Here is a 22555-nt window from a genome sequence, read left to right as displayed (position 1 = left end):
AGCGCCATCAAAACGAAGGGGAACTTTCGTACTTGCGACTTCATGGATTTTCAATTTAATGACAATCAAGCTTGCAATTAATGGCTTTGGTCGAATAGGGCGTAATATCGTAAGAGCACTCTATGAGTCGGGTCGTCACCACGAAATACAAATTGTAGCCATCAATGAGTTGGCAGATCCTAAAGGGATCGCGCATCTTTTAAAATACGATACCTCACATGGGCGTTTTGCTTTTCCAGTTTCGTTAACAGAATCTTTTTTGGAAGTAGCTGAGGATAAGATCCAGTTATTTTCAGAGCCAGATCCAAGTCATTTACCTTGGCGTGCGCTGGATGTTGATGTGGTGCTCGATTGCACAGGCGTCTATCATTCTCGTCAGCACGCACTTGCGCATATTCAGGCTGGGGCAAAGAAAGTATTATTTTCACATCCCGCGGATGCAGATGTTGATGCAACAGTGATCTTCGGTATCAACGAAGAGATACTGTTACCTGAGCACACCATTGTGTCTAACGGCTCATGTACGACAAACTGTATTGTTCCGGTAATTAAAGTGCTAGACGATAAGTTTGGTGTCGAGTCCGGCGCTATTACGACTATTCATGCCTCTATGCATGATCAACAAGTGATTGATGCTTATCACAGTGATTTACGGCGTACACGTGCGGCAAGCCAATCGATCATTCCTGTTGATACTAAGCTTGCTCGCGGTATTGAACGTATTTTACCTAAGTTCCAAGGCCGTTTTGAGGCGATTGCGGTACGAGTGCCAACAATCAATGTTACGGCGATGGATCTGAGCGTTACGCTCAATGAAAATGTCACAATTGATGCGGTAAACTCGGTTCTAAAACAGGCCGCTGGTGGTCGTTTAGAAGGGGTGCTGAGCTATACTGAAGAGCCGTTAGTGTCGGTTGATTTTAATCACGATCCACATTCTTGTATTATCGATGGTACGCAAACTCGAGTGAGTCACAAGCGCTTAGTTAAGCTGCTAGTTTGGTGTGATAACGAGTGGGGTTTTGCTAATCGTATGCTTGATACCGCTTGCGTGATGATGCGTGGCTAATCATTTGTTTCAGACGCTGTTATAATCAAATTGTCTGCACAAAATTAAAACAATAATTTAAACCGAGGTGGCAAACGATTGCTGCCTTGTAGATAACAAAATGTATCGTTCTTTAAGGAGATGTCCAATGTCAGTCATTAAGATGGCGGATTTAGATTTAAACGGCAAGCGTGTGTTGATCCGCGAAGACCTAAATGTGCCAATTAAAGATGGCAAAGTCGCGTCGGACGCGCGGATCCGTGCTGCACTACCTAGTATCAAATTAGCACTAGAAAAAGGCGCTAAAGTGATGGTGATGTCTCACCTTGGTCGTCCAACCGAGGGTGAGTATGATGCACAATACTCTATGCAGCCGGTTGTGGATTATCTTAATGATGCGTTATCTCAAGATGTACGTTTAGTGACTGACTATCTTGACGGCGTGGATGTACAAGACAATGAAGTTATCGTATTCGAAAACGTGCGTTTTAACGTTGGCGAGAAGAAAGATGATGAAGTACTTGCGAAAAAACTAGCAGCGCTTTGTGATGTCTACGTGATGGATGCCTTTGGTACTGCGCACCGCGCACAGGCTTCAACACATGGTGTTGGCTTGTACGCTGAGGTAGCTTGTGCAGGTCCATTGCTTGCAGCTGAACTCGACGCGCTTGGCAAAGCACTAGATAATCCAGCTCGTCCTTTGGTGGCCATCGTTGGCGGCTCTAAAGTATCAACCAAACTAACCGTGCTTGATTCATTGTCTAAGGTTGTTGATCAACTCGTGACTGGTGGCGGTATCGCGAATACTTTCATAGCTGCAGCGGGTAACCCTGTTGGTAAGTCGTTGTATGAAGCGGATTTGATCCCTGAAGCGAACAAGCTAGTGGCTGCCGCCAGAGCGAATGACGGCGATATTCCTGTTCCGACTGATGTGGTTGTAGGTAATGAGTTTTCAGAATCTGCAGTTGCTACTATTAAAGATGTAAGCGAAGTTTCAGACGAAGACATGATCTTCGACATCGGTCCTGATACTGCAACTCAGCTTGCTGAGATCATTGCGAGTGCTGGCACTGTGGTTTGGAATGGCCCTGTGGGCGTATTCGAATTTGATCAATTTGGTAATGGTACTGAGGCGATTGCCAATGCCATCGCTAAGTCGTCAGCATTCTCAATTGCTGGTGGTGGCGATACGTTAGCTGCTATCGATAAGTATGGCGTTGAGCAAGATATCTCTTATATTTCTACAGGTGGTGGTGCTTTCCTTGAATTCTTAGAAGGTAAAACGCTTCCTGCGGTCGCTATGCTTGAGCAGCGAGCTAGAGGCTAAAATTGATTGAGGTAGCGCTAGGCTGCCTCTTAATATCAGGTAAACATCGCTCTCTCACATACTTGATGTTTGCTTGACGACGCGTAGCGTCTGGTTAGCCAACAAATAAAGTGGTTAACTTCATCAGCGTTGGCTGGTGTAAACATATTATCCGTTCAAACCGATAGCGGTGGCTATCAACAATTGGAGAAAAGCAATATGGCTTTAATCAGTATGCGTCAACTTCTCGATCATGCAGCTGAGCATGGTTATGGCGTTCCGGCATTTAACGTGAATAACCAAGAGCAAATGCGTGCGATCATGGAAGCTGCGGACAAGACAAATAGTCCGGTTATCGTGCAAGGTTCTGCTGGTGCACGCAAATATGCTGGTGCACCATTTATCCGCCACATGATTTTAGCGGCTGTAGAAGAATGGCCTCATATTCCAGTTGTAATGCACCAAGATCATGGTACTTCACCTGCTGTATGTCAGCGTTCTATTCAACTTGGTTTCTCATCAGTCATGATGGACGGCTCTCTAATGGAAGACGGTAAAACGCCTTCAAGCTACGAGTATAATGTGGACGTTACTCGCCGTACCGTTGAAATGGCGCACGCGTGTGGCGTGTCTGTTGAGGGTGAACTAGGTGTACTTGGTTCTCTTGAAACTGGTGAAGCTGGTGAAGAAGACGGTATTGGCGCTGAAGGTAAATTAACAGAAGATCAGCTACTGACAGATCCGGAAGAAGCTGCAGACTTCGTCAAGAAAACCAATGTAGATGCGCTTGCTATTGCATGTGGAACATCACACGGTGCTTATAAATTTACTCGTCCACCAACGGGCGATATTTTAGCAATTAACCGTATCAAAGAAATCCACGCTCGTATTCCTGATACTCACTTAGTAATGCATGGTTCGTCTTCGGTACCGCAGGACTGGTTAGCAATTATTAATGAGTTTGGTGGTGAAATTCCTGAGACTTACGGTGTACCGGTTGAGCAGATTGTTGAAGGTATTAAATTCGGTGTTCGTAAAGTTAATATCGATACCGATCTACGTTTAGCATCAACAGGTGCTATTCGTCGCCACCTTGCGCAAAACCCAAGTAATTTCGATCCACGCAAATTCTTAGCGGAAGCGACGAAGGCGATGACTGAGATCTGTGTTGCGCGCTACGAAGCGTTCGGTACAGCTGGTCAAGCGGCTAAGATCAAGCCAATTTCACTTGATGATATGCACTTGAGATATCTAACAGGTGAGTTAGATCCTAAAGTGAAATAACTTACCGGATCAAAATTTGACTAAGTAAAATTGTGCATCGCACTTTGATACTTCAAAAAGCCTCTGAAATAGAGGCTTTTTTTGTATCTGATCCTTGATTGGAAGCCAATGTTCAATAGGGCTTGCAAGGTGAAAATACACTTGGATCGCCATTTTACTAGCGAAGTAAATAGGGATCAGATCTTTACTAACAAAGATCATTGTTTGACTAAGTGGATATATTTCAAAACCTCAGATCAATAAGTTAGCTTCGCTTAGATCATTTTTATACCAACTTGATCGAGCGTGAAGTAGTAAGAGGTTAGTAAGAAAATGATCTTGGGGACGATCTTGTTAGTAAAAATCTGATCCTGACCGTGGATGATCCCCAGCAGTTAATAAAATACTGATCCCGGAGTCAGTTTCTTGATCTCCAGCTAAAAGTGTCTAACTTTAAAAATACGAGATCTGTTCGCTACCTCCTCTCTGTCTGGCTTCAGAATCTCAAACCTTGTTGTACTGCGCCCAAATACTATCCAAGGTGATCAAAGATGAAAATGAAATACCTACCATTTGTTGCTCTAAGCCTTTGCTCTATGAGTGTTTGTAGTTATGCAAACGAAGCTGTATCTCTATACGGTAGAGCTCATGTCGGTGTACAGAATTCTGATAAGGATGGTGACAGCGATACTTCAATTGAAAGTTATAACTCTCGCATGGGATTAAAGGGAGCTGCAAAGCTGCAAGAAGGACTTGAGATTTTTTATAAATATGAATTCCAAGTTGAGATCACGGATCAAGACAAAGATGGTAAGTCAGGTGATAATCTTACAGCACGCTCTCAGTATCTTGGGGTTAAAGGTAGCTATGGTCAGCTCCTGATCGGCCGTGATGATACACCGATGAAAAAGTCGCAAGGCAAAGTGGACTTAATGAATGACTTTTCGGGTGATATTAATTCGTTCTTTGTTGGTGAAAATCGCCTTGGTGACACCGTGCAATATACAACTCCGGCTATTAATCATTTGCAGTTTACAGTGAGTTATATTGCCGACGACAACAGCAAACAAAACGGTGAAGATGGCTTATCTTTGTCGGCAAGTTACGGTGATAGCAAACTCAAGAAAACCAATGTATATGTTGCTGTTGCCCATGATAATAAAGTGGCGGGACAAGACATTAATCGCGTGACGGTACAAGGAAAGCTGGGGGACTTTAAACTCGGTGGTATGTATCAACAGAATGAAGCGATAGATAGCGATGAGGAAATAGACAGTTTTATGGTGAGCGCTGCTTACCAGATTGAGTCATATACCTTACTTGCCCAGTATCAAGATTCGGATGGGGCTGCAGGTAAGCTGAAAGACTCTGGCAATGCAGCCTCAGTAGGTGTGGAAAAAAGTTTAAGTAAACAAGCTCGTATGTATCTTTGGTATTCTAAATTTTCTTTGGATAACAACGAAGATCACAACACGATGGCAGTCACATTGAGATATGACTTCTAATTTACAAGGCGTAAGGCTACTTACAAAAGGCGTGCTGGTTGTGAATTGCAGCGTCGCTTTTGAAGTATAGCTTGGAGGTCTTAGTCCATATTTCGAAAACACTATTTTGAAACCAACGTTTTAGTATAAAGTACTATTAAAATCAGTTGATTATAAATAAATAAGGTATTCCCTTTGTAGCCAAAAAAGAGATTTTTTTGGCTTGTTTTGCGTTTACACGTTACACTTTCATAAAAATGTCACAGTTAGTCATAATAATGACATCAACAACGTCGGTAACGAGAGAACATTGGGAATGTCACGTAAAGTACTTGTAGTTGATGATGAAGCACCTATCAGAGAAATGTTGGTGTTCGTACTAGAGCAAAATGGTTTTCAAGCAATTGAAGCGGAAGACTATGATTCAGCAGTTGCTGCTATGGTAGAGCCTTATCCAGATATGGTGCTACTAGACTGGATGCTGCCAGGAGGCAGTGGTATTCAAATTGCTAAAAAGTTTAAGCAAAGTGAATATACCCGTCAGATCCCAATCATCATGCTAACGGCAAGAGGTGAAGAGGAAGACAAAGTTAAAGGATTAGAGGTTGGTGCGGATGATTATGTGACAAAGCCTTTCTCTCCCAAAGAGCTAATGGCTCGTATCAAAGCGGTAATGCGCCGAGTTTCGCCGACGTCGCTAGAAGAAGCGATAGAAGTTCACGGATTACGTTTAGACCCTATTTCTCACCGAGTGACATCTGCGGGCACTGAGTTAGATATGGGGCCAACAGAGTTTCGTTTATTACATTTCTTCATGACACACCCTGAACGTGTTTATAGCCGTGAACAGCTGTTAGATCACGTATGGGGTACTAACGTGTACGTTGAAGATCGCACTGTAGACGTTCATATTCGTCGCTTACGTAAAGCTATCGCACCGCTTGGTCACGATCGCTTAGTGCAAACCGTACGTGGTGCAGGTTACCGCTTTTCGAGTAAACTGTAATTAGTATTCCAAGAGGAACTGAATTATTTGGTTCCTAAATGGATTTAGTCTATGTATCGAGTGATTGATAAACAGGCGTTAACAAGACGCCTGTTTTTGTATTTCCTACCACTAGCCTTAATTGGCTATTTAGTCAGTGCACCTTTTCTGTTTCTTTTCATCGGTGCTTTCGTCTTATTAGTTTGGCATTACAAACAACTCTATCGTTTGAGCGACTGGCTGCTCAACCAACGTAGTTTTAATCCACCTGAAGGTAAGGGCGCTTGGGAACAAGTGTTTGAAGGGATCTATCAACTTCAGCAACGTAATCGCAAAAAGCGTAATGAACTCGCTGAACTGATCCGACGCTTTCGTGAGGGGGCTGAAGCTATCCCTGACGCTGTCGTTGTACTGCAACAAGATCTCAGTATTGTGTGGTGTAACCAATTAGCCTTGAAAGTGTTAGGTTTGCAATGGCCTACAGATCATGGTCAAAGATTGGATAACCTTATCCGAGACCCTAAATTTGTAAAGTACATGCATGAACATCGCTTTGATGAAGCATTAGAGCTTGAGACTGGGCTTGCACATGAGCAAGTGTTGGAAATACGAGTAATGCCTTATGCCGAACAGCTTATGCTAGTGGCGCGTGATGTTAGCCGACTAAAGCAATTAGAGCAGATGCGCAAAGACTTTGTCGCAAACGTATCTCATGAACTAAGGACGCCCCTAACCGTCATGGCTGGCTACCTAGAGATGATGGATAGCGATAATATGCCACCCCCTGCGATGTGGGCTAAAGCACATGGCACTATGATAGATCAGTGTAAACGGATGGATAGTCTGGTAAATCAACTTCTTTCCTTGTCTCGAATCGAAGGGGCGAGAAAGCAAGACAATGACAAAGCCGTAAATATCCCCGCCATGCTTGATCTCATTCATACCGAAGCGAAGTCACTTAATCAGGAGAAGGGCCATGAGCTCATTTTTGATATTGATCCGACTTTGGATATCAAAGGGGCTGGGGATGAGTTACGTAGTGCTTACTCAAATTTAATTTTTAATGCTATTCATTACACCAAACCCGGTGGGCACATTCATGTACGTTGGTATTTAGAAAACGACTTGCCGACGTTTAGTGTTGTCGATAATGGCGATGGTATCGCGCCTGAACACATTAACCGACTAACTGAACGCTTTTACCGTGTGGATAAAGCACGAAGTCGAAAAACAGGTGGCTCGGGTCTTGGTTTAGCAATTACTAAACATGTGTTGTCTCGCCATGACTCAGCTTTACATATTGAAAGCAAAGTGGGTGAAGGCTCTCGTTTTTGGTTTGCTTTCCCCAAACAAAAGCGAATTTTTATGACAAATGATGAAAGTCATAAAAGTGTAATTTAAGAGTAATTTTATTGTCATTTTATCGCTGCACAATGAGCTGCGTAAAATAACTGGGACCAACAACTGGAGTGACCCCAATGAAATTTAAAAGCTTAGTTGCCGCAATGGGTGTGGCTATTACTACATTAGTTTCTACTCAAGTATCTGCTTTAGACGAAAAGTTACCAGAGTATAATAAAACCAGCGGTATCTCAGGAAACTTCTCTTCTGTAGGTTCTGATACGCTTGCCAACATGATGACGTTTTGGGCAGAAGAATATAAAAGAATTTACCCTAACGTAAATATCCAAATCCAAGCTGCTGGTTCTTCTACTGCGCCACCAGCACTAACGGAAGCAACGGCAAACTTCGGCCCAATGAGCCGTAAGATGAAGTCAAAAGAAATTGAAGCTTTTGAAAAGCGTTATGGTTATAAGCCAACAGAAATCCGCGTAGCAATTGATGCGCTGGCGGTATTTGTACACAAAGATAACCCAATTGAAGGCTTAACAATTGAACAGGTTGATTCAATCTTCTCTTCAACACGCAAATGTGGTTCGGCAGCACAGGCAAATCGCTGGAGTGATGTTGGTCTAACGGGTGATTGGGCTGCAAAAGATATTCAGCTTTATGGTCGTAACTCAGTATCTGGTACTTATGGTTACTTCAAGAAAAAAGCACTGTGTAAAGGCGACTTCCGCAATAATGTTAATGAGCAGCCAGGTTCTGCGTCTGTAGTACAGTCTATCTCGTCTTCAGTGAATGCGATTGGTTATTCTGGTATTGGTTATAAAACGTCAGGCGTACGTACCGTACCACTAGCGAAAAAAGGCACGAACTACGTTGATGCAACATTAGAAAATGTGGCACAGGGTAAATACCCACTGTCTCGATTCCTATACCTATATGTGAACAAGCACCCTAATAAAGAATTAGCACCTATCGAGGCTGAATTCTTGAAGATGGTGTTGTCTAAAGAAGGTCAAAAGATTGTTGAGAAAGACGGTTATGTTCCTCTTTCTAGCGAAATGGCGACACGCGAATTGAAAAAGTTAGGTTTACTTTAATCAATTACTCAACCCACTAATTACTTGTTGTTATTGATGCCGCTCATTGAGCGGCATTTTTTTATTTTCACACTTCTATGTTCCCAGATTGAATAATTTGTTTAAATCTTCATCCTCAAGCGGCAAAAAAGCTGGAAATATTCTATATTTAGTTAAAATTTATAATAAATCAGTCGATAATGAACTCGTCTTACTTCAAAAGGTGTATATATGAGTCTAGGTACTGCTTTTGCTGATCTTAGTATCACCAAAAAGATCCACGCAATTACGCTCGTTGCGGTTGTCGCTTTTGTGGTTATCGTGTTTGTTAATTACAACGCTATTAGTTCTAACCAAAGGGCCTTAAATGAATTAGAGGAGCAGACATATAAAATTCTTAACCTCGCCACAGAAAACGCAAATAAGCTGCAGAATTTAGATGAACTATTCACTCAAGCTGTAACCTTCGGGGATGCTGAATTATTAGATAAAGCAAAAGAATATCAACAGCAAATCCAGGCTAACTTGCAAAAAATTGAGTCGGTACAAAGTGGCTTTATGCCCTCAGATAATAGCGACGAACTTGCACAATACGGCAAAATTGCGCAACAAATTGCTGGAGGAATGATAGATGGTACAGCTGATTTTTCCCGTATCCAAGAAGATGCCAAAAAGAAAACTGAAATCTACGAAGGCTTAGTCGCAGATTTTACCAAGGCTAAAACGAACGCGAATGATCGTTTTGTTGAATTACTTCAAAATACCGAAGAGCGCTCAGCAAACGCGCTCACGATAATGTTGATTGTGGCCGTTATTTCTTTACTTGTGCTGGTTTTCTTAGCGGTTGTGATTGCAAGAGGTATTGGTAACTCAGCTAAGGATGCGGCGCAAAATCTGAAACTATTAGCGCAAGGGCAAGGCTCCTTGTCCACCACGCTCAATGTACGCTCTCACGATGAAATTGGCCAAGTATCCATAAACTTCAATGAATTTGTTGCGTTACTAAAAGGGGCGGTTGTCGAGGTGATGAGTGTCGTCGAGCCTTTGATGAAAGACTCAAGTCGTCTTGTTCAGGGGATGGAAAAAGCTGAAGGGGCAACGAATCAACAAACGCACGACGCGGAAGTGGTACGTCAATCTATGGAAGAAATGCGGTTAAGTGTGGGTGATATCTCTCACTCGGCGTCACAGGCGTCTGATGCTGCGCAGCTGGCCGAACAGGAAGTTGAGCAGAGTAAGCGCCAAATTCAGGTGTCAGTTAACGAGTCACAAGCATTAAGTGAAGAAATTAATCATGCAGCAGAGACGATCAATAAGTTAGCTGATGATACGCAGAACGTGACGCAAATCTTAAATGTGATCACATCAATTGCTGAGCAAACCAATTTACTTGCCTTGAATGCTGCGATTGAGGCGGCTCGTGCTGGTGAGCAAGGTCGAGGTTTTGCGGTGGTTGCCGATGAAGTCCGCGAATTAGCCTCAAGAACAGCAAAGTCGACCAACGAGATAAGAGAGCTTTTAAATGTGCTAACAGAAGCGGCAAATCAAGCGGTGAAAGCAATGACAAGCGCAAGCAGTATGGCAATTAATAACGCTGAAGCTGCAGCACAAACCGGGCAGTCGATTGAGCAGATAGCAGCACAAATCCTGTCAATTAATAGCATGAATGGTCAAATTGCTGCGGCAACGGAAGAGCAGACTTCCGTGGCGGCTATGGTAGTAAATAATGTGACATCTATGCACCAGTCTTTCCAAGACACAATGCAAGCGTTGAATGAAGTACAAGACGTTGCAGAGAATCTCCATGTATTGTCCGACAACTTGAAAGATGCAACCTCAAAATTTAGAGTCTAGGACTTTATCAAAGAGAAATCATAAACGATAAATAAAAACAGCCACATTAAGTGGCTGTTTTTATTTGATAAGGAATATTAGTATTTACCTATCACTTTGACGGCACTGGTTACTTTACTTGCATCAATATAACCAATTGCGTCTGCATTGCTCGAAACAAAATCGATTACCGCTTGGTCGCTATCTAGCTTCTTCGGAGGTGTTCCCTTTCCGGTGAATACTAATTTAGACCAATGAGCATTTAGCTGAGAGCTCGATTTACCAATCACTTTGTCGTTAAATTCGTCAAATACAGCATTGCCATCCTGATTCACAGGGGTCGCACTACTACCATCGGCAAATGATTTGCTTTTGCCAAGGAATAACTTTTTGATAGTACCGTCATCCACAGTCGATGCATTTGCTGAGTTCACGATAACAGCAACATCTGCTAAAGTTGCCTGGCTGGCTAACAGTAGCCCTAAGGTCATTATTTTTTTGATCATATTAGCCTCCGTTAGAATACTAAATCGATACCGAAGCTCAACAGCTCAACTTTTTGATCTGTTAGCGTGTTATCGAATTGGTTTAGTTCAATTTTGAACGCAGCTGATGGATGGAAGTCATAACGAGCACCAATACTCCACGTTTCTGATTCTGCACGAGCGCCTGCAAGCGCACCATTAACAAGTGTTCTTAAATAAGGTGCATTTGGATTGGTTGGATCGGTCGTGACAGGAATGGTTACACCATTTGGAGCGGTGATGGTGAGTGGGACAGAGTTAAACTCGTCGTTCTCATTCTTATCTTCATTGTGTTCGTAGGTTAGGTGGAGTGTCCACGTATCAATCCGATAACCGATAGATGCATAGTACTGTTGCTGTTTAGCAAGTATGCTGTTGTCTACGTCGAACTGAGTGTATTCTGCATCGAACAAGATATCATTATAGTCGATAGAAATACCAATTGCGGCAAAGTAAGCATCATCTTTGTCGACTGCGATGTCATCCGCTTGTTGAGTTAGTCCATAACCAGTCAACCCCGCTAACAATCCAGATAGTTCAGGACTATTAGCTGCGCTAATGCTCGCTTCGGTAGCAAAGTAGGCCGCACGTGCACTAAACCAATCTCTGCTCAGTGTCCAGTTAATACCGACTGTGTTGTTTAACTCTGCTTCATCTGAGTAGGTGATAGCAACAATGTCGTCATCTACGCTACCTAAAGCCAGCTGTACTGTGCTTTCCCATTCGCCTAATGTTGAGTTGTGGATATAGCTCAATCCATTATAGGTGCTAAAGCTTAGGTTATATACAGATTGAGGTGGTTTAACCCAACGGTATGCATAACCCACATCTAAAAAGTCAGAATAGCGATAGAATGGTATACGCATTTTACCTGCGCTTATCTGTGAAGAATCTGAAATCGCATAGGTTAAGTATGCCCATTCAAACTCGGCATCAAAGTCATTCTGACCACGGCCCACGATCTGTGCTGTGGCAGTTAGACTTTCTTGTAGATCGGCGGAAAGTTGTAGGGCGAATAAGCTACGGTTTTCCATATCAAAATCATTGTCATAGCCATATAGTGTGTCGTCACTATCTAGCGTTTGACCACCAATAATGGAAGCAAAACCATTAATTCTGATTTCAGCGGCGCTGTGAAAACTCACTGTCCCAAGCGCTATCGCTAATGCAATTGCTGACTTTTTCATATTGATCCCCATTTTCTTTGCAAAGAGTCGTGTCGGTAACGCTAATTCAAAGCGCTGATATGAGCACAAAAATAGCGTTACTTTTGTCTTAGAGATTAGAATAAAAACCAGAAATAACAAGTTATTAAGAAAAGTTAGTGCTCACTGCTTACATTATTTAGTAAACCAAGTATTGAGCCAAGTTAAGCTGGTGCTGTACGTCTATCTCATCAGACCAGTTTATTGTATCGCAAAATATTCTAAAAAGGTGAATAAAAAATAACAGCGGGAGTTAGAAAGTGTTTGTATTTAAAAGAATATTAAGGGGTCAAGTTGCTAAAAAAAGAGCAAACTATCGTTTGCTCTCGGTAATTTTTTCAGCCTGTACTTTGCAGGCATTATACTGCTCAATACATTTATCAGTGCATATCTGTAAAGACATTGTCTCTGGTGTGTTTTGCATCTCACAGCTGCGTTCGCATTGATAATTCTGTTGTGCGCACTGATTCAACTCAGGTGAGATAGAGTTACTGCACCCCAATAGGGTGGTAGAAAGTACTAACAAGGCGAACGCATTTTTCATTATTATTCCTTAGACTGTGACTTGAATATTATCAATCAGTCTGACTTTACCGAGAAAAGCTGCGGCAAGAATGACGAGTTGATTATCTTCGAGTGTAGCAGGTTTCAAGCTATCTTTTTGACAAATGTTAAAATAATCCAACTTTAAACCGGCATTATGCAGCATTTCTGTTGCATTTTTTGTTACCTTCGAAAAATCTTTTTCGCCATTTTCTAAAGCGCCAGCTGCTGCTTTTAGCGCTTGAAAGAGTACTTTAGCAGTATCTTTTTCAGATTCAGAGAGGTAACCATTACGTGAACTCATCGCCAGTCCAGAAACTTCTCTTTGAGTCGCAACACCAATCACTTCAACGGGAATAGACAGGTCTTTCACCATTGTTTTGATGACCTGTAACTGTTGAAAGTCTTTCTCACCAAAGCAGGCAAAATCAGGTTGTACTAAGTTAAACAGTTTTGTGACAACCGTTGCAACGCCACGAAAGTGCCCAGGGCGTGTGCCACCGCAGTGTCCTTCGGATACTCCCGGTACATCAACAAAACTTTGCGCATTTAGTCCGTTTGGATATATGGTTTCAACGGTAGGCGTAAACACAATATCGGTTTCTAGTTCTGCAAGGCCTTGCTTGTCTTGCTCAAGCGTACGTGGGTAGCTGTCGAGGTCTTCGTTCGCACCAAATTGCATTGGGTTTACAAAGATACTGACAACGACTTTATCCGCTAGGGTTTTTGCTTTTTCTACTAAGGAAAAATGACCGCGGTGAAGGTTGCCCATCGTTGGTACGAAGGCAATGCTTAATCCTTGTTGGCGCCAAGCTTTAATCTGGCTTCGTAACGATTTAATCTCAGTAACTGATTGCATGTTGTACTCTAACTCAATAATAACAATACCAACTCAAACAAAACGCTTGAATCGGACTTAGCGATAAGTATTGCTCATCGCAAATTTAATTAAATTCGTGATCAGGCCCCGGGAAGTCACCTGATTGCACGTCTGCACAAAACTTTTTCACCGCATCTGGCATGTTGCCGGTTTCGAGCAGGAAGTTCTTCGAAAACTTAGGAATATAGCCTGCGGAAATACCAACTAAGTCGTGCATAACCAAAATTTGGCCATCGGTCTCTTTACCAGCGCCAATACCAATGACCGGAATTGCCACGGCATCGGTAATACATTTAGCCAATGCTGAAGGCACACATTCAATCACAATCATTTGTGCACCAGCACGTTCTAACGCTTGTGCATCGGCTATCATTTTTTGCGCCTGTGCTTCTTCACGACCTTGAATTTTAAAGCCGCCAAACACGTGCACTGATTGTGGGGTTAAACCTAAATGACCACAAACAGGGATCCCTTGCTGAGTAAGCAGTGCAATGCTGTCGTAAAGCCATTCACCACCTTCAAGCTTAACCATATTAGCACCAGAGCGCATCAAGGTAGCTGCATTCTGACAGGCTGACTGCGGATCTGAATAGCTCATAAAAGGCATATCGGCGATAACGAATAGCTCTTTACTACCAGCTCTGACACAACGGGTGTGATAGGCAATGTTATCCGTGGTAACGGCTAAAGTGTCTTCACCACCTTGTAAAACCATACCCAGAGAATCACCCACTAAGATGACATCTACGCCATTGTCGTGAAATAACTTTGCAAAACTTGCATCGTATGCGGTGAGGGCTGTTATTTTTGTTCCTTCACGCTTCATTTTGGCAAGTGTTGAGACGGAAATTTTTGCCATGGTAAACCCCTTGGATTGGTTTATTTGAGGATTGCTAATCCGTTAAGTGGTAACTTTTGTGTTAAAGAGTCAAGCTCAGTGCCATCAGGTAATTTGAGTTCTGGCGTTATCTCTAATAGTGGATAGACGACAAATTCTCTTTCTTTCAAGCCGTAATGTGGCACCGTAAGTCTATCACTGTTAATGGTATCGGTATTAAAAAGCAGAATATCTAAATCGAGCGTGCGCGGTCCCCAGCGCTCAGCTTTGCGTACACGACCATGTTCAAGCTCTATTTGTTGCAACACATCGAGTAAAGACTCTGCTGTTAATGATGTCGCCAGTTTTGCTACGGCATTCACATAATCAGGTTGATCTTGAGGGCCCATAGGTTTTGAGCCATACAGGCTAGAGTGCTGGACAAGCGAGAGGTCTGGATGGGCGGCGAGCACATCGAGTGCTCGCTGTATTTGTGCCATCGGTTCGGATAGGTTTGCACCCAATCCAATGTACGCAATATTCATTTAATCTTCTTTTGGTTTTCTTTTTGGCTTACGTCTATTATAACGACGCTTAGGTTTGCTTTGGTTACCTAAGTTGCGCACCATGTCTTTTTGGCCGGTGACGTCATTCTTTAGGTAATCAGTCCACCAAGCTGCAAGTTCTTCTTGCTCTTGCTCACCACTTTCAACACGCAATAATAGGAAATCATATGCGGCTTTGAATCTCGGCTGCAAGCTTAGGCGATATGCACGCTGGCCTGAACGTTTATCTAGGCGTTGTTGAATATGCCAGATATCTCGGGCACCTAAAGTAAAGCGTTTAGGCACTGCAACGTGTTTAGCATTTTCAGCAAGGACGTGATTAATGGCTTGCATAAAGGCATCATATTCATTCATACCTTCGGCCGCGAGCGCTTCGCTTTTAGCTAAAATAGGGAACCATAAAAGTGCTGCATAGATAAATGCAGGGGTTACTTTTTTATCCGCGTTGATACGGCTATCCGTATTGGCAAACATTTGCTGAATAAAGCGACGTTCAAAGTCATTATCAGGCTGTGCTAGGATTTTATCGAGCGCGGGGAATAATTGTGCAAATAAGCCGTATTCACGCATTTGAAGAAAATTTTCTTCCGCTTTACCATTTAAAAATAGCTTTAGCGTTTCTTCGAACAAGCGTGCAGCTGGGATGTGCCCAAGTAACGGCGCTAATGCTTTAATTGGAGTGCGGGTCGGCGTAGCAATCTCCATATCCAGTTTGGTTGCAAAGCGGATAGCTCTCAGCATACGTACCGGATCTTCGCGATAGCGAGTTTCAGGATCGCCAATCAGCTCAATTTTACGCGCTTTAATGTCAGCAACACCACCGGCAAAGTCGCGTAAAGTAAAGTCATTGATCGAATAATATAGCGCATTGATAGTAAAGTCGCGGCGCTCGGCGTCTTCTTCAATACTGCCGTAGACATTGTCGCGTAATAGCTGCCCGTGTTCGCTTGCTTGACTTGTCGTGGCACAAGAGTCATCACTTTGATGATGGCCACGCATGGTGGCAACTTCAATAATTTCCCGTCCAAAAACAATGTGCGCAAGACGGAAGCGACGACCTATTAAGCGACAGTTACGGAAGAGCTTTTTGATTTGTTCAGGTGTCGCATTGGTAACGACATCAAAGTCTTTAGGCTCTATTCCTAGCATGATATCGCGGATACAACCACCAACTAGGTAGGCATCATAGCCACCGTCTTTTAAGCGATAGAGCACTTTGATAGCGTTAGGGCTAAATTGTTTACGAGATATACCATGCTCGCTGCGAGGAATTATCGCAGGTGTCGGGCTGGCCATTTTCACCGTCTCATCGCCTTTTCCAGTTACAAACTGGCGGCAAAAGTTTACAAGCTTGGAAATAATAACTCGTCTCCTGAGCAATCAAGTTTTCTATTCTAGTCGTTGTGAACCACTGCTTTTGTCTTAAAACAGGTCGCATTTAAGGCTCGCTATCATATACTCAAATGAGACTAAATTGAAGTACTTGAAAACAGTGGGCGAAAAGCAAAATCGCCATTTTCTAGAGAGTCTAGTTGAATTTCTTGTACTTTAGGAACGCGATCTAGACTAAAAATGTCAATAGCGTGAGCCAGTAATGCCTCAATATCTTGATAATTATGGAGAGAATCAATTGGCACATACAAATAACGCAGCGCGGCATAAAGGGTTGGTAACGGGTTGCGGTTATCAATAGCTGGAGCATGATTCTGCTTAGATAACTTATATCCGGGCTCTGCGACAGCCAGTGGTACGTGAGCGTACTGAGGTGATGGCCGATTGAGTTGTCGAAATAAACTAATTTGTCTTGCTGTGGGTTCTAGCAGGTCGGCACCACGCACGATATGACTAATCTTTTGCTCTATGTCGTCAACGACCACCACCAATTGATAAGCAAATAAGCCGTCGCGGCGTTTAACGATGTAATCTTCATGCGCAATTGCAGGGGGAATGACAACCGTGCCCTGTATTGCATCATTAAACTCAGTAACTGGACAGCGCTGCTGTAGGCGCAAAGCATTATCTTGCCAACTTAGCGCTAAAGCTCGGCAATGATTGTTGTAAAACCCACCCATTGCTTTAATTTGCTTTCTTGTACATTGACATGCATACACAAGGGAGTCTGATTTCAGTGTCGTCAAATAGGCTTGGTATAGAGCATGGCGCTGTGATTGATAGACAACGTCTTCATCCCAATAAAGGCCATATGCTTCAAGAGTGGTTAATATATTGTCGGCAGCACCCGCAACTACGCGCGGTGTATCTATGTCTTCGATACGAACGAGCCATTTACCTTGATTGACTTTTGCATCTAAATAGCTACTCAGGGCGGCCACTAGAGAGCCGAAATGAAGCGGTCCAGAAGGCGAGGGAGCAAATCGACCGCGATAGCTCCCAGTTTGCTTTAAGCTTGGGGACACAGGGCTGAGATTATCCTCTGCCTTGTTGTTTTTCTTTGATTTCTGCGAGAGATTTACAATCAACACAAAGATCAGCTGTTGGACGCGCTTCTAAACGGCGAATGCCGATTTCAATACCGCACGACTCACAAAAGCCGAAGTCATCATCTTCGATAAGTTGAAGTGTTTTCTCAATTTTCTTGATTAGCTTACGCTCGCGGTCGCGAGTACGCAGTTCAAGAGAAAACTCTTCTTCTTGCGCTGCACGGTCCACAGGATCAGGAAAGTTTGCCGCTTCGTCTTGCATGTGTGTCTTAGTACGATCTACTTCATTACGTAGATCGGCACGCCATGCTTCTAATATCGCTTTGAAATGAGCACGTTGTGCTTCATTCATGTATTCTTCGCCTGGCTTTTCTTGATAAGGCTCTACACCGGCTTGAGCCAATAACCCTAGTTTTTTCTGGTCTGGCATACCATTCTCCTAAATCCTTAATACATAACCCCAGCTTTCGCCGGCGGGTATAAATAGCAAAATCTTTACCCCTTAGCAAACACTTTTTTACTGCAAATGTCAGCCACTTTTTTCAATGTTTAACTATTTGGGGGAGAAAACTATCACGGCTATATGTGGGCAGCATGAAAAAAGTCAAGCGTAATCAAAAGGAATTTCTTCAATTAATTGTACTTGGTTGTCGTCAATATGTGCTCGGTAAGCAATGATTTCTACTCCATGAGAAATTGCTTCTTTTACTAACGCTGCATATTTTTGATCGATATGACTGGCTGGTTTGACACAATTGATCCCTGTATGGAGCGCGGCAAACAGTAACACCGCACGATGACCTTGCTGTTTAATGTGGATTAATTCTCTAAGATGTTTTTGACCTCTTAAGGTTTCTGCATCAGGGAAAAAACCTTGCTGTTGCTCGAGCAAAGTCACCGACTTTACTTCAACGTAGCAGAATTGCGAGGATTGTCCATTTTCGAGGCTGCTCAACAAAATATCAATTCGGCTATTTTCAGCCCCGTATTTCACCTCAGTTTGAAGTGTTTTGTAGCCTTGCAGTTGCGTTATTCTTCCTTGCTCTATGGCCTCAACAGACACTTTATTAGCCACCGCTGTATTTACACAAATAAAATGACCATCATTATCTTGCGTCAGCTCCAACGAATGAATGTACTTTCGTTTAGGGTTATCGCTGGTGGAATAATAGGCTGTAAATCCTGGGTCTGCACAATTGGTCATTCTACCAGTATTGGCGCAGTGAACGGTGAATTCGTCACCACTTGGGGCGCGTAAGTCGACAAGAAAGCGTTTATATCGTTTGAGCAAGGTTGCTTGTTGTAATTGCCTAGAAAACTTCATTGGTCGCTTTAGGTTGGGTGTATTTAGTGGCTAGTGTACACTTAACCACACTTACAAGCACAAGAGTGAAAAGAGAATGTCAGAGAAATTTATTGTACGACTGAGTGAAGACGCAAAACCAGAGTATTTATCTGCTGGTGCTGCATTGTCGTTTGAAAAGGACGGTGCTTTTATCCATTTACAACAAGACGAAACGCTGAAAAATATTCAAAAAGCGGCTCGTAGCATCGCACAACAAGGGATTAAACAAGTTCATCTAGAAGGTGACTTGTGGTGTACTGAATCTCAATGGGCTTTTTATCAAGGTTTTGTGTCACCAAAGGCATTAGATGGTGTGGTGTTTGTTGACAACGACCAGTCAGATCTAAAAGAGCTTGATGCATTAAAAGCGTCGGCAACATGGATGCGTCAGATGATCAACGGCACGGCCGAAGACATTTATCCTGAAAGCCTTGCTGGAAAAGCAGCTGAGTTTATTCAGTCATTGGCACCTGAGCATGTTAGCTATCAAATCATTAAAGGCGACGCGCTGTTAGAGCAGCAATGGATTGGTATCCACGAAGTGGGACGCGGCAGTGAGCGTCCACCAGTATTGCTTGAGCTTGACTACAATCCGACGGGTAATGATGACGCTCCAGTTAGCGCTGCACTTGTGGGTAAAGGGATCACGTTTGACTCAGGTGGTTACTCAATTAAGCCAAGTGAAGGCATGCTTACGATGAAGTGTGATATGGGTGGTGCGGCAACCGTAACGGCTGGTTTAGCGCTGGCTATTCAACGTGGTTTTGACCGTCGTGTTAAGTTGTTCCTATGTTGTGCTGAGAACCTTATCTCAGGCCATGCCTATAAGTTAGGTGATATTCTTACCTACAAAAATGGTACCACAGTGGAAATCGTAAATACCGATGCAGAGGGTCGCTTAGTGCTTGCTGATGGCTTGATGGCTGCCGGTGAAACAGGCGCAGAGCTTATTATTGATGCCGCGACATTAACGGGCGCTGCGCTCGTTGCTGTAGGCCAAGAGTACAATGCGCTATTTGGTTTAGACAAAGCGCTTGTCGGTGATGTACAGCAGTTCGCGAGTGACGAATTTGAAGCCGCGTGGCCACTGCCTCTAGAAAAGTGGCATCAAAATAACTGTCCATCGCCTTATGCGGATACAGCTAACAGCCGAGCCCAAAAAGGTGGCGGCTTTGGTGGTGCATCAAATGCAGCGGGTTTCCTGTCTCGCTTTGTACCAAATGAAGGTCAAGGCTGGGTGCATATTGATCTTGCGGCTTCTTTCCAAAATAGCGCTAGTGGTCAATGGGCTGCAGGTGCAACGACGTTAGGTATGAGAACCGTAGCGAGAACGCTTCAAGAAAAAGCCTAATCATGCCGTTAGCTGAGTGTATTCCGCGAGACAGTGGAATACACTCGCTTGTTACCACGTTTAAGACAAAAGTGCAGCAGCGAGTCGCACAAAGTCCGATGATGTTAGTATTCCAACCAATTTGTTTTGCTCGTCTACCACAGGCATACAGCCATGGCGATTATCGACAAAAAAGCGCACCACATCTTGTAGTGATTGACTTGGGCGCACACTCGCAAAATCGGTCGCCATAATATCTTGTACTTTTGTTTGCTTTTCTTTTCTTGCAAGCGCATTTGCGCCATAGGTTGCCATTATTCCCATTACCTTGGCGATCATAATCTTTTGCGTGAGCATACCAACCAAGGCTCCTGCTTCGTCAATCACAGGAATGTGACGAACATTTTTTTCTTTCATTAAATTGTGCGCATCTTGCAAGGTATTTTCAGCAATCACTGCGAACGGATCTGGGGTCATTAAATCAGCTACGGTTTGGGTCATCTGCTACTCCTTTTCACTCCATATGCTTATGTTGAGTTTAGCCTGATCTATTTGGCATGTATGGAATTGAGATCAAGTTTTGAACTATTTCTCGAAGTACTCCTCTTATGAAGATAACAATAAGAAAGGATAACCCAATGAAAAAGTTACTGATGTTCGGTGCTGTTGCGAGCTTACTTTGCAACTCTGTTTTCGCCGCTGAGCGACGTGTTGAATATGGTGAGATTAATCAAATTCTAGATTTAATCGCCAACAAAGCGCAATCGCAATATATCTTGTCTAAATTTACAGTGGAAGTGAAGCAGCCTGATATCGCGCTAGAGGATATTAAGCTATGGCTGGAGCAAGATGGCAAGATCATTGCTGATGGTATCATAGATAAAGACGGCAATATTGACCTACCTATTCTCCCGCAGTCACGTGCTGATAAAGTTAATTTAGTGATCAATCAAGAAAAAGATGCTGTTGCGATTATGGTCAATACGGATATAGCGCCGTTGACTATGCAGCAGGTTATGTATCGCGATTTGTTTATCCTTTTAGAGGATATGGACGCTTTTGTTGAGTTGATGGCAGGTAGCTTGTCTTGGCTTGCTCCAAGCTTTGATGAACTAGAGTTTACATTTACCGAACCTGCATCAATTCAGTTTGTGGATGAGAAGGGTAAAACTCAAAAGTTTGTGACGGATGATGAGTTTAAGATCCAAATCCCGAATAAGAAAAAGTGGATGAAGCAAAACCCATCTTTGCAATTTAGTGCCTTACCAACGCAGTTTGCGCCCATTGACTAGGGGAGATAGTAGTAGGCGGGCATATCCTTTTCCATCAGGTAATTGGTTAACACTTCGCCGCGAACGTTCACTTGTTGTTCCTTTATCACTTGGAAACCAAAATGTTCAAAGAAAGGTTTAGCCGTTTTACTAACATGGGAAAATAAGCGCGTTGTGTTGGTTATTTTGCTGTGTTCTAAGAGTGCGAGCATAAGTGCTTTACCTATGCCTTGGCCCTGATGTTCTGCATGGCAAAAAAAGTGATCAATAAGACCGTCAGCTTGGATATCGGCAAAGCCAACAATTTTACCATTTAGTACGGCGACAAGGGGCTGATTGCTCCGTAATCGGTCTTGCCAGCCTTTATCGGCAACGTCGCTATATGCCCATGCATTAACTTGGCTATTGGAGTAATGCTGTATATTTACCGAGCGTATAGTGTCAAACATAAGCTTGCGTAACTCGGCTTCTTCGCCGCTTTGAAACTGTCTGATGATAATCATTGTTAATCTTTATTCTTGGAGTCTTAATTGCCCGGAAATAGCATGCTGCTCAGCAATTTCTGCAAGTCGTACGTATTTTTGTTCAACCAGTTGAGACACGGGAACAAGTTTGGCGTCAATACTTTCAAGCTCTGCTAACTTGGCTGCAAGAAAGGCGGCGGTTTCCTTATATGGGTGTGCAATGATAATAACATGCTCGTGATTATCAAGTAGCTTAAGCATATGTTGCCACTGCTTGTTGAGCGCCTCAGTGGATACATCATTGTCTAGAAAGACCTGTCGAGCGACGTTTTTTACGCCGTAAAGGTTGGCAGCATATTGGGCTTGACTGTGGCTAGTGGTACGGCTATCCAAAAAGTATAATCCGCGCTTTTTTAGTATTTCCATTGTCCATTTCATTGGCTCTATTTGTTCGGTTAATGCTGAGCCCATGTGATTATTTACGCCTTTAACCTGAGGTAGCGTCGATAGCGCATTGCCAAGTGTCATTTGCAACTGCCACTTTTCCATATCGATAGTTAATGCGCCCGGGCCAAGGGCCTTTTCCGTGTCTTGTGCCTGCATTGGCACATGTAATAAAAGCTCGCGTTGTTGGCGGCTGGCTGCAAAGGCAAATTGTTGAGAAAAAGGGGTGTGGGGCAGGATCGAAAAGGTGATCCCACCCGGTAAAGACAGCAACTCTAAGTCACGTTGGTGATTGCCAATGTCGTCTATAACAATGGCAAACTGTTTTGCTGGCACTGCAAAAGTCATGCAGGTCAGTATTATCCCGATTATTTTTTTTA

23 protein-coding genes are annotated in these 22555 nt (G+C 43.2%); 10 read left to right on the top strand and 13 right to left on the bottom strand.

What is annotated here, in order from left to right:
* Positions 1-58 precede the first annotated feature (58 nt).
* From epd to NH462_RS22045, 8 genes are all read left to right on the top strand, one after another.
* Positions 59-1069, top strand: coding sequence for an erythrose-4-phosphate dehydrogenase (gene epd, locus NH462_RS22080; RefSeq protein ID WP_010607557.1), 1011 nt, complete (start codon positions 59-61; stop codon positions 1067-1069).
* A 127-nt stretch (positions 1070-1196) separates the two neighbouring features.
* Positions 1197-2375, top strand: a complete 1179-nt coding sequence (locus tag NH462_RS22075; protein ID WP_253107759.1) for a phosphoglycerate kinase — start codon at positions 1197-1199, stop codon at positions 2373-2375.
* Between the two features lie 198 nt (positions 2376-2573).
* The gene (gene fba / locus NH462_RS22070) at positions 2574-3638 is read left to right on the top strand and encodes a class II fructose-bisphosphate aldolase (RefSeq protein ID WP_010607559.1); all 1065 of its coding nucleotides are present in this window, start codon (positions 2574-2576) and stop codon (positions 3636-3638) included.
* A 530-nt stretch (positions 3639-4168) separates the two neighbouring features.
* Positions 4169-5122, top strand: coding sequence for a porin (locus NH462_RS22065; RefSeq protein ID WP_253107758.1), 954 nt, complete (start codon positions 4169-4171; stop codon positions 5120-5122).
* A 295-nt stretch (positions 5123-5417) separates the two neighbouring features.
* Positions 5418-6107 (top strand): phosphate regulon transcriptional regulator PhoB, encoded by a 690-nt coding sequence (gene phoB, locus NH462_RS22060; RefSeq protein WP_010378755.1) that lies wholly within the window; start codon positions 5418-5420, stop codon positions 6105-6107.
* Between the two features lie 51 nt (positions 6108-6158).
* Positions 6159-7487 (top strand): phosphate regulon sensor histidine kinase PhoR, encoded by a 1329-nt coding sequence (gene phoR, locus NH462_RS22055; protein WP_010378759.1) that lies wholly within the window; start codon positions 6159-6161, stop codon positions 7485-7487.
* 77 nt (positions 7488-7564) lie between these two features.
* Positions 7565-8533, top strand: a complete 969-nt coding sequence (locus tag NH462_RS22050; protein ID WP_017216573.1) for a phosphate ABC transporter substrate-binding protein — start codon at positions 7565-7567, stop codon at positions 8531-8533.
* A 210-nt stretch (positions 8534-8743) separates the two neighbouring features.
* The gene (locus NH462_RS22045) at positions 8744-10366 is read left to right on the top strand and encodes a HAMP domain-containing methyl-accepting chemotaxis protein (RefSeq protein ID WP_010378764.1); all 1623 of its coding nucleotides are present in this window, start codon (positions 8744-8746) and stop codon (positions 10364-10366) included.
* Between the two features lie 77 nt (positions 10367-10443).
* Here NH462_RS22045 and NH462_RS22040 read toward each other — a convergent pair whose 3' ends face one another.
* The 10 genes from NH462_RS22040 to sfsA form a co-directional block, all read right to left on the bottom strand.
* A complete protein-coding gene (locus NH462_RS22040; RefSeq protein ID WP_010378767.1) occupies positions 10444-10851 on the bottom strand; it encodes a phosphate ABC transporter substrate-binding protein in 408 nt (135 codons plus the stop codon).
* Positions 10852-10862: 11 nt separating this feature from the next.
* Positions 10863-12056 carry a porin gene (locus NH462_RS22035; protein ID WP_253107757.1) on the bottom strand — a complete coding sequence of 398 codons (1194 nt, stop codon included), beginning with the start codon at positions 12054-12056 and terminating at the stop codon, positions 10863-10865.
* Between the two features lie 331 nt (positions 12057-12387).
* Positions 12388-12618, bottom strand: coding sequence for a hypothetical protein (locus NH462_RS22030; protein WP_017216570.1), 231 nt, complete (start codon positions 12616-12618; stop codon positions 12388-12390).
* Positions 12619-12627: 9 nt separating this feature from the next.
* The gene (gene panC / locus NH462_RS22025) at positions 12628-13476 is read right to left on the bottom strand and encodes a pantoate--beta-alanine ligase (RefSeq protein ID WP_010378775.1); all 849 of its coding nucleotides are present in this window, start codon (positions 13474-13476) and stop codon (positions 12628-12630) included.
* Positions 13477-13561: 85 nt separating this feature from the next.
* Complete coding sequence (gene panB, locus NH462_RS22020) at positions 13562-14356, bottom strand: 3-methyl-2-oxobutanoate hydroxymethyltransferase (RefSeq protein ID WP_253107756.1); 795 nt, start codon at positions 14354-14356, stop codon at positions 13562-13564.
* Positions 14357-14376: 20 nt separating this feature from the next.
* Positions 14377-14859: a 2-amino-4-hydroxy-6-hydroxymethyldihydropteridine diphosphokinase gene (folK, locus tag NH462_RS22015; protein WP_045965070.1), complete on the bottom strand. Its 483-nt coding sequence runs from the start codon at positions 14857-14859 to the stop codon at positions 14377-14379.
* Positions 14860-16176 (bottom strand): polynucleotide adenylyltransferase PcnB, encoded by a 1317-nt coding sequence (gene pcnB, locus NH462_RS22010; RefSeq protein ID WP_029215927.1) that lies wholly within the window; start codon positions 16174-16176, stop codon positions 14860-14862.
* Between the two features lie 173 nt (positions 16177-16349).
* A complete protein-coding gene (gluQRS, locus tag NH462_RS22005; protein ID WP_253107755.1) occupies positions 16350-17297 on the bottom strand; it encodes a tRNA glutamyl-Q(34) synthetase GluQRS in 948 nt (315 codons plus the stop codon).
* Positions 17298-17307: 10 nt separating this feature from the next.
* Positions 17308-17751 (bottom strand): RNA polymerase-binding protein DksA, encoded by a 444-nt coding sequence (dksA, locus tag NH462_RS22000; RefSeq protein WP_017216564.1) that lies wholly within the window; start codon positions 17749-17751, stop codon positions 17308-17310.
* Between the two features lie 174 nt (positions 17752-17925).
* Positions 17926-18645 carry a DNA/RNA nuclease SfsA gene (gene sfsA, locus NH462_RS21995; RefSeq protein WP_017216563.1) on the bottom strand — a complete coding sequence of 240 codons (720 nt, stop codon included), beginning with the start codon at positions 18643-18645 and terminating at the stop codon, positions 17926-17928.
* Between the two features lie 76 nt (positions 18646-18721).
* Between sfsA and pepB the strand changes: the two genes are divergently transcribed.
* Entirely contained in the window at positions 18722-20017 is a 1296-nt protein-coding gene (gene pepB, locus NH462_RS21990) for an aminopeptidase PepB (protein ID WP_017216562.1), read from the top strand.
* A gap of 60 nt (positions 20018-20077) precedes the next feature.
* Here the strand turns inward: pepB and NH462_RS21985 are convergent, their stop codons facing one another.
* Positions 20078-20497 carry a CBS domain-containing protein gene (locus NH462_RS21985; RefSeq protein ID WP_010378791.1) on the bottom strand — a complete coding sequence of 140 codons (420 nt, stop codon included), beginning with the start codon at positions 20495-20497 and terminating at the stop codon, positions 20078-20080.
* Between the two features lie 137 nt (positions 20498-20634).
* Here NH462_RS21985 and NH462_RS21980 point away from each other — a divergent pair, with 137 nt between their 5' ends.
* Entirely contained in the window at positions 20635-21288 is a 654-nt protein-coding gene (locus NH462_RS21980; protein ID WP_253107754.1) for a DUF2987 domain-containing protein, read from the top strand.
* Here NH462_RS21980 and NH462_RS21975 read toward each other — a convergent pair.
* Both NH462_RS21975 and NH462_RS21970 read right to left on the bottom strand, forming a co-directional pair.
* Complete coding sequence (locus NH462_RS21975) at positions 21285-21770, bottom strand: GNAT family N-acetyltransferase (protein ID WP_253107753.1); 486 nt, start codon at positions 21768-21770, stop codon at positions 21285-21287. The genes NH462_RS21980 and NH462_RS21975 overlap by 4 nt on opposite strands.
* 9 nt (positions 21771-21779) lie before the next feature.
* Positions 21780-22523: a divergent polysaccharide deacetylase family protein gene (locus tag NH462_RS21970; protein ID WP_069022174.1), complete on the bottom strand. Its 744-nt coding sequence runs from the start codon at positions 22521-22523 to the stop codon at positions 21780-21782.
* Positions 22524-22555 lie beyond the last annotated feature (32 nt).

This window comes from Pseudoalteromonas sp. OANN1, assembly GCF_024124685.1.
Taxonomy (GTDB): Bacteria; Pseudomonadota; Gammaproteobacteria; order Enterobacterales; family Alteromonadaceae; genus Pseudoalteromonas; species Pseudoalteromonas piscicida.
This window is presented reverse-complemented; position numbering and strand designations above follow the sequence as displayed.

What these genes read in the sequence shown, in the direction of transcription:
- epd (WP_010607557.1), top strand. Translation starts at nt 59, where the DNA reads ATGACAATCAAGCTTGCAATTAATGGCTTTGGTCGAATAGGGCGTAAT.
- NH462_RS22075 (WP_253107759.1), top strand. Translation starts at nt 1,197, where the DNA reads ATGTCAGTCATTAAGATGGCGGATTTAGATTTAAACGGCAAGCGTGTG.
- fba (WP_010607559.1), top strand. Translation starts at nt 2,574, where the DNA reads ATGGCTTTAATCAGTATGCGTCAACTTCTCGATCATGCAGCTGAGCAT.
- NH462_RS22065 (WP_253107758.1), top strand. Translation starts at nt 4,169, where the DNA reads ATGAAAATGAAATACCTACCATTTGTTGCTCTAAGCCTTTGCTCTATG.
- phoB (WP_010378755.1), top strand. Translation starts at nt 5,418, where the DNA reads ATGTCACGTAAAGTACTTGTAGTTGATGATGAAGCACCTATCAGAGAA.
- phoR (WP_010378759.1), top strand. Translation starts at nt 6,159, where the DNA reads ATGTATCGAGTGATTGATAAACAGGCGTTAACAAGACGCCTGTTTTTG.
- NH462_RS22050 (WP_017216573.1), top strand. Translation starts at nt 7,565, where the DNA reads ATGAAATTTAAAAGCTTAGTTGCCGCAATGGGTGTGGCTATTACTACA.
- NH462_RS22045 (WP_010378764.1), top strand. Translation starts at nt 8,744, where the DNA reads ATGAGTCTAGGTACTGCTTTTGCTGATCTTAGTATCACCAAAAAGATC.
- NH462_RS22040 (WP_010378767.1), bottom strand. Translation starts at nt 10,851, where the DNA reads ATGATCAAAAAAATAATGACCTTAGGGCTACTGTTAGCCAGCCAGGCA.
- NH462_RS22035 (WP_253107757.1), bottom strand. Translation starts at nt 12,056, where the DNA reads ATGAAAAAGTCAGCAATTGCATTAGCGATAGCGCTTGGGACAGTGAGT.
- NH462_RS22030 (WP_017216570.1), bottom strand. Translation starts at nt 12,618, where the DNA reads ATGAAAAATGCGTTCGCCTTGTTAGTACTTTCTACCACCCTATTGGGG.
- panC (WP_010378775.1), bottom strand. Translation starts at nt 13,476, where the DNA reads ATGCAATCAGTTACTGAGATTAAATCGTTACGAAGCCAGATTAAAGCT.
- panB (WP_253107756.1), bottom strand. Translation starts at nt 14,356, where the DNA reads ATGGCAAAAATTTCCGTCTCAACACTTGCCAAAATGAAGCGTGAAGGA.
- folK (WP_045965070.1), bottom strand. Translation starts at nt 14,859, where the DNA reads ATGAATATTGCGTACATTGGATTGGGTGCAAACCTATCCGAACCGATG.
- pcnB (WP_029215927.1), bottom strand. Translation starts at nt 16,176, where the DNA reads ATGGCCAGCCCGACACCTGCGATAATTCCTCGCAGCGAGCATGGTATA.
- dksA (WP_017216564.1), bottom strand. Translation starts at nt 17,751, where the DNA reads ATGCCAGACCAGAAAAAACTAGGGTTATTGGCTCAAGCCGGTGTAGAG.
- sfsA (WP_017216563.1), bottom strand. Translation starts at nt 18,645, where the DNA reads ATGAAGTTTTCTAGGCAATTACAACAAGCAACCTTGCTCAAACGATAT.
- pepB (WP_017216562.1), top strand. Translation starts at nt 18,722, where the DNA reads ATGTCAGAGAAATTTATTGTACGACTGAGTGAAGACGCAAAACCAGAG.
- NH462_RS21985 (WP_010378791.1), bottom strand. Translation starts at nt 20,497, where the DNA reads ATGACCCAAACCGTAGCTGATTTAATGACCCCAGATCCGTTCGCAGTG.
- NH462_RS21980 (WP_253107754.1), top strand. Translation starts at nt 20,635, where the DNA reads ATGAAAAAGTTACTGATGTTCGGTGCTGTTGCGAGCTTACTTTGCAAC.
- NH462_RS21975 (WP_253107753.1), bottom strand. Translation starts at nt 21,770, where the DNA reads ATGATTATCATCAGACAGTTTCAAAGCGGCGAAGAAGCCGAGTTACGC.
- NH462_RS21970 (WP_069022174.1), bottom strand. Translation starts at nt 22,523, where the DNA reads ATGACTTTTGCAGTGCCAGCAAAACAGTTTGCCATTGTTATAGACGAC.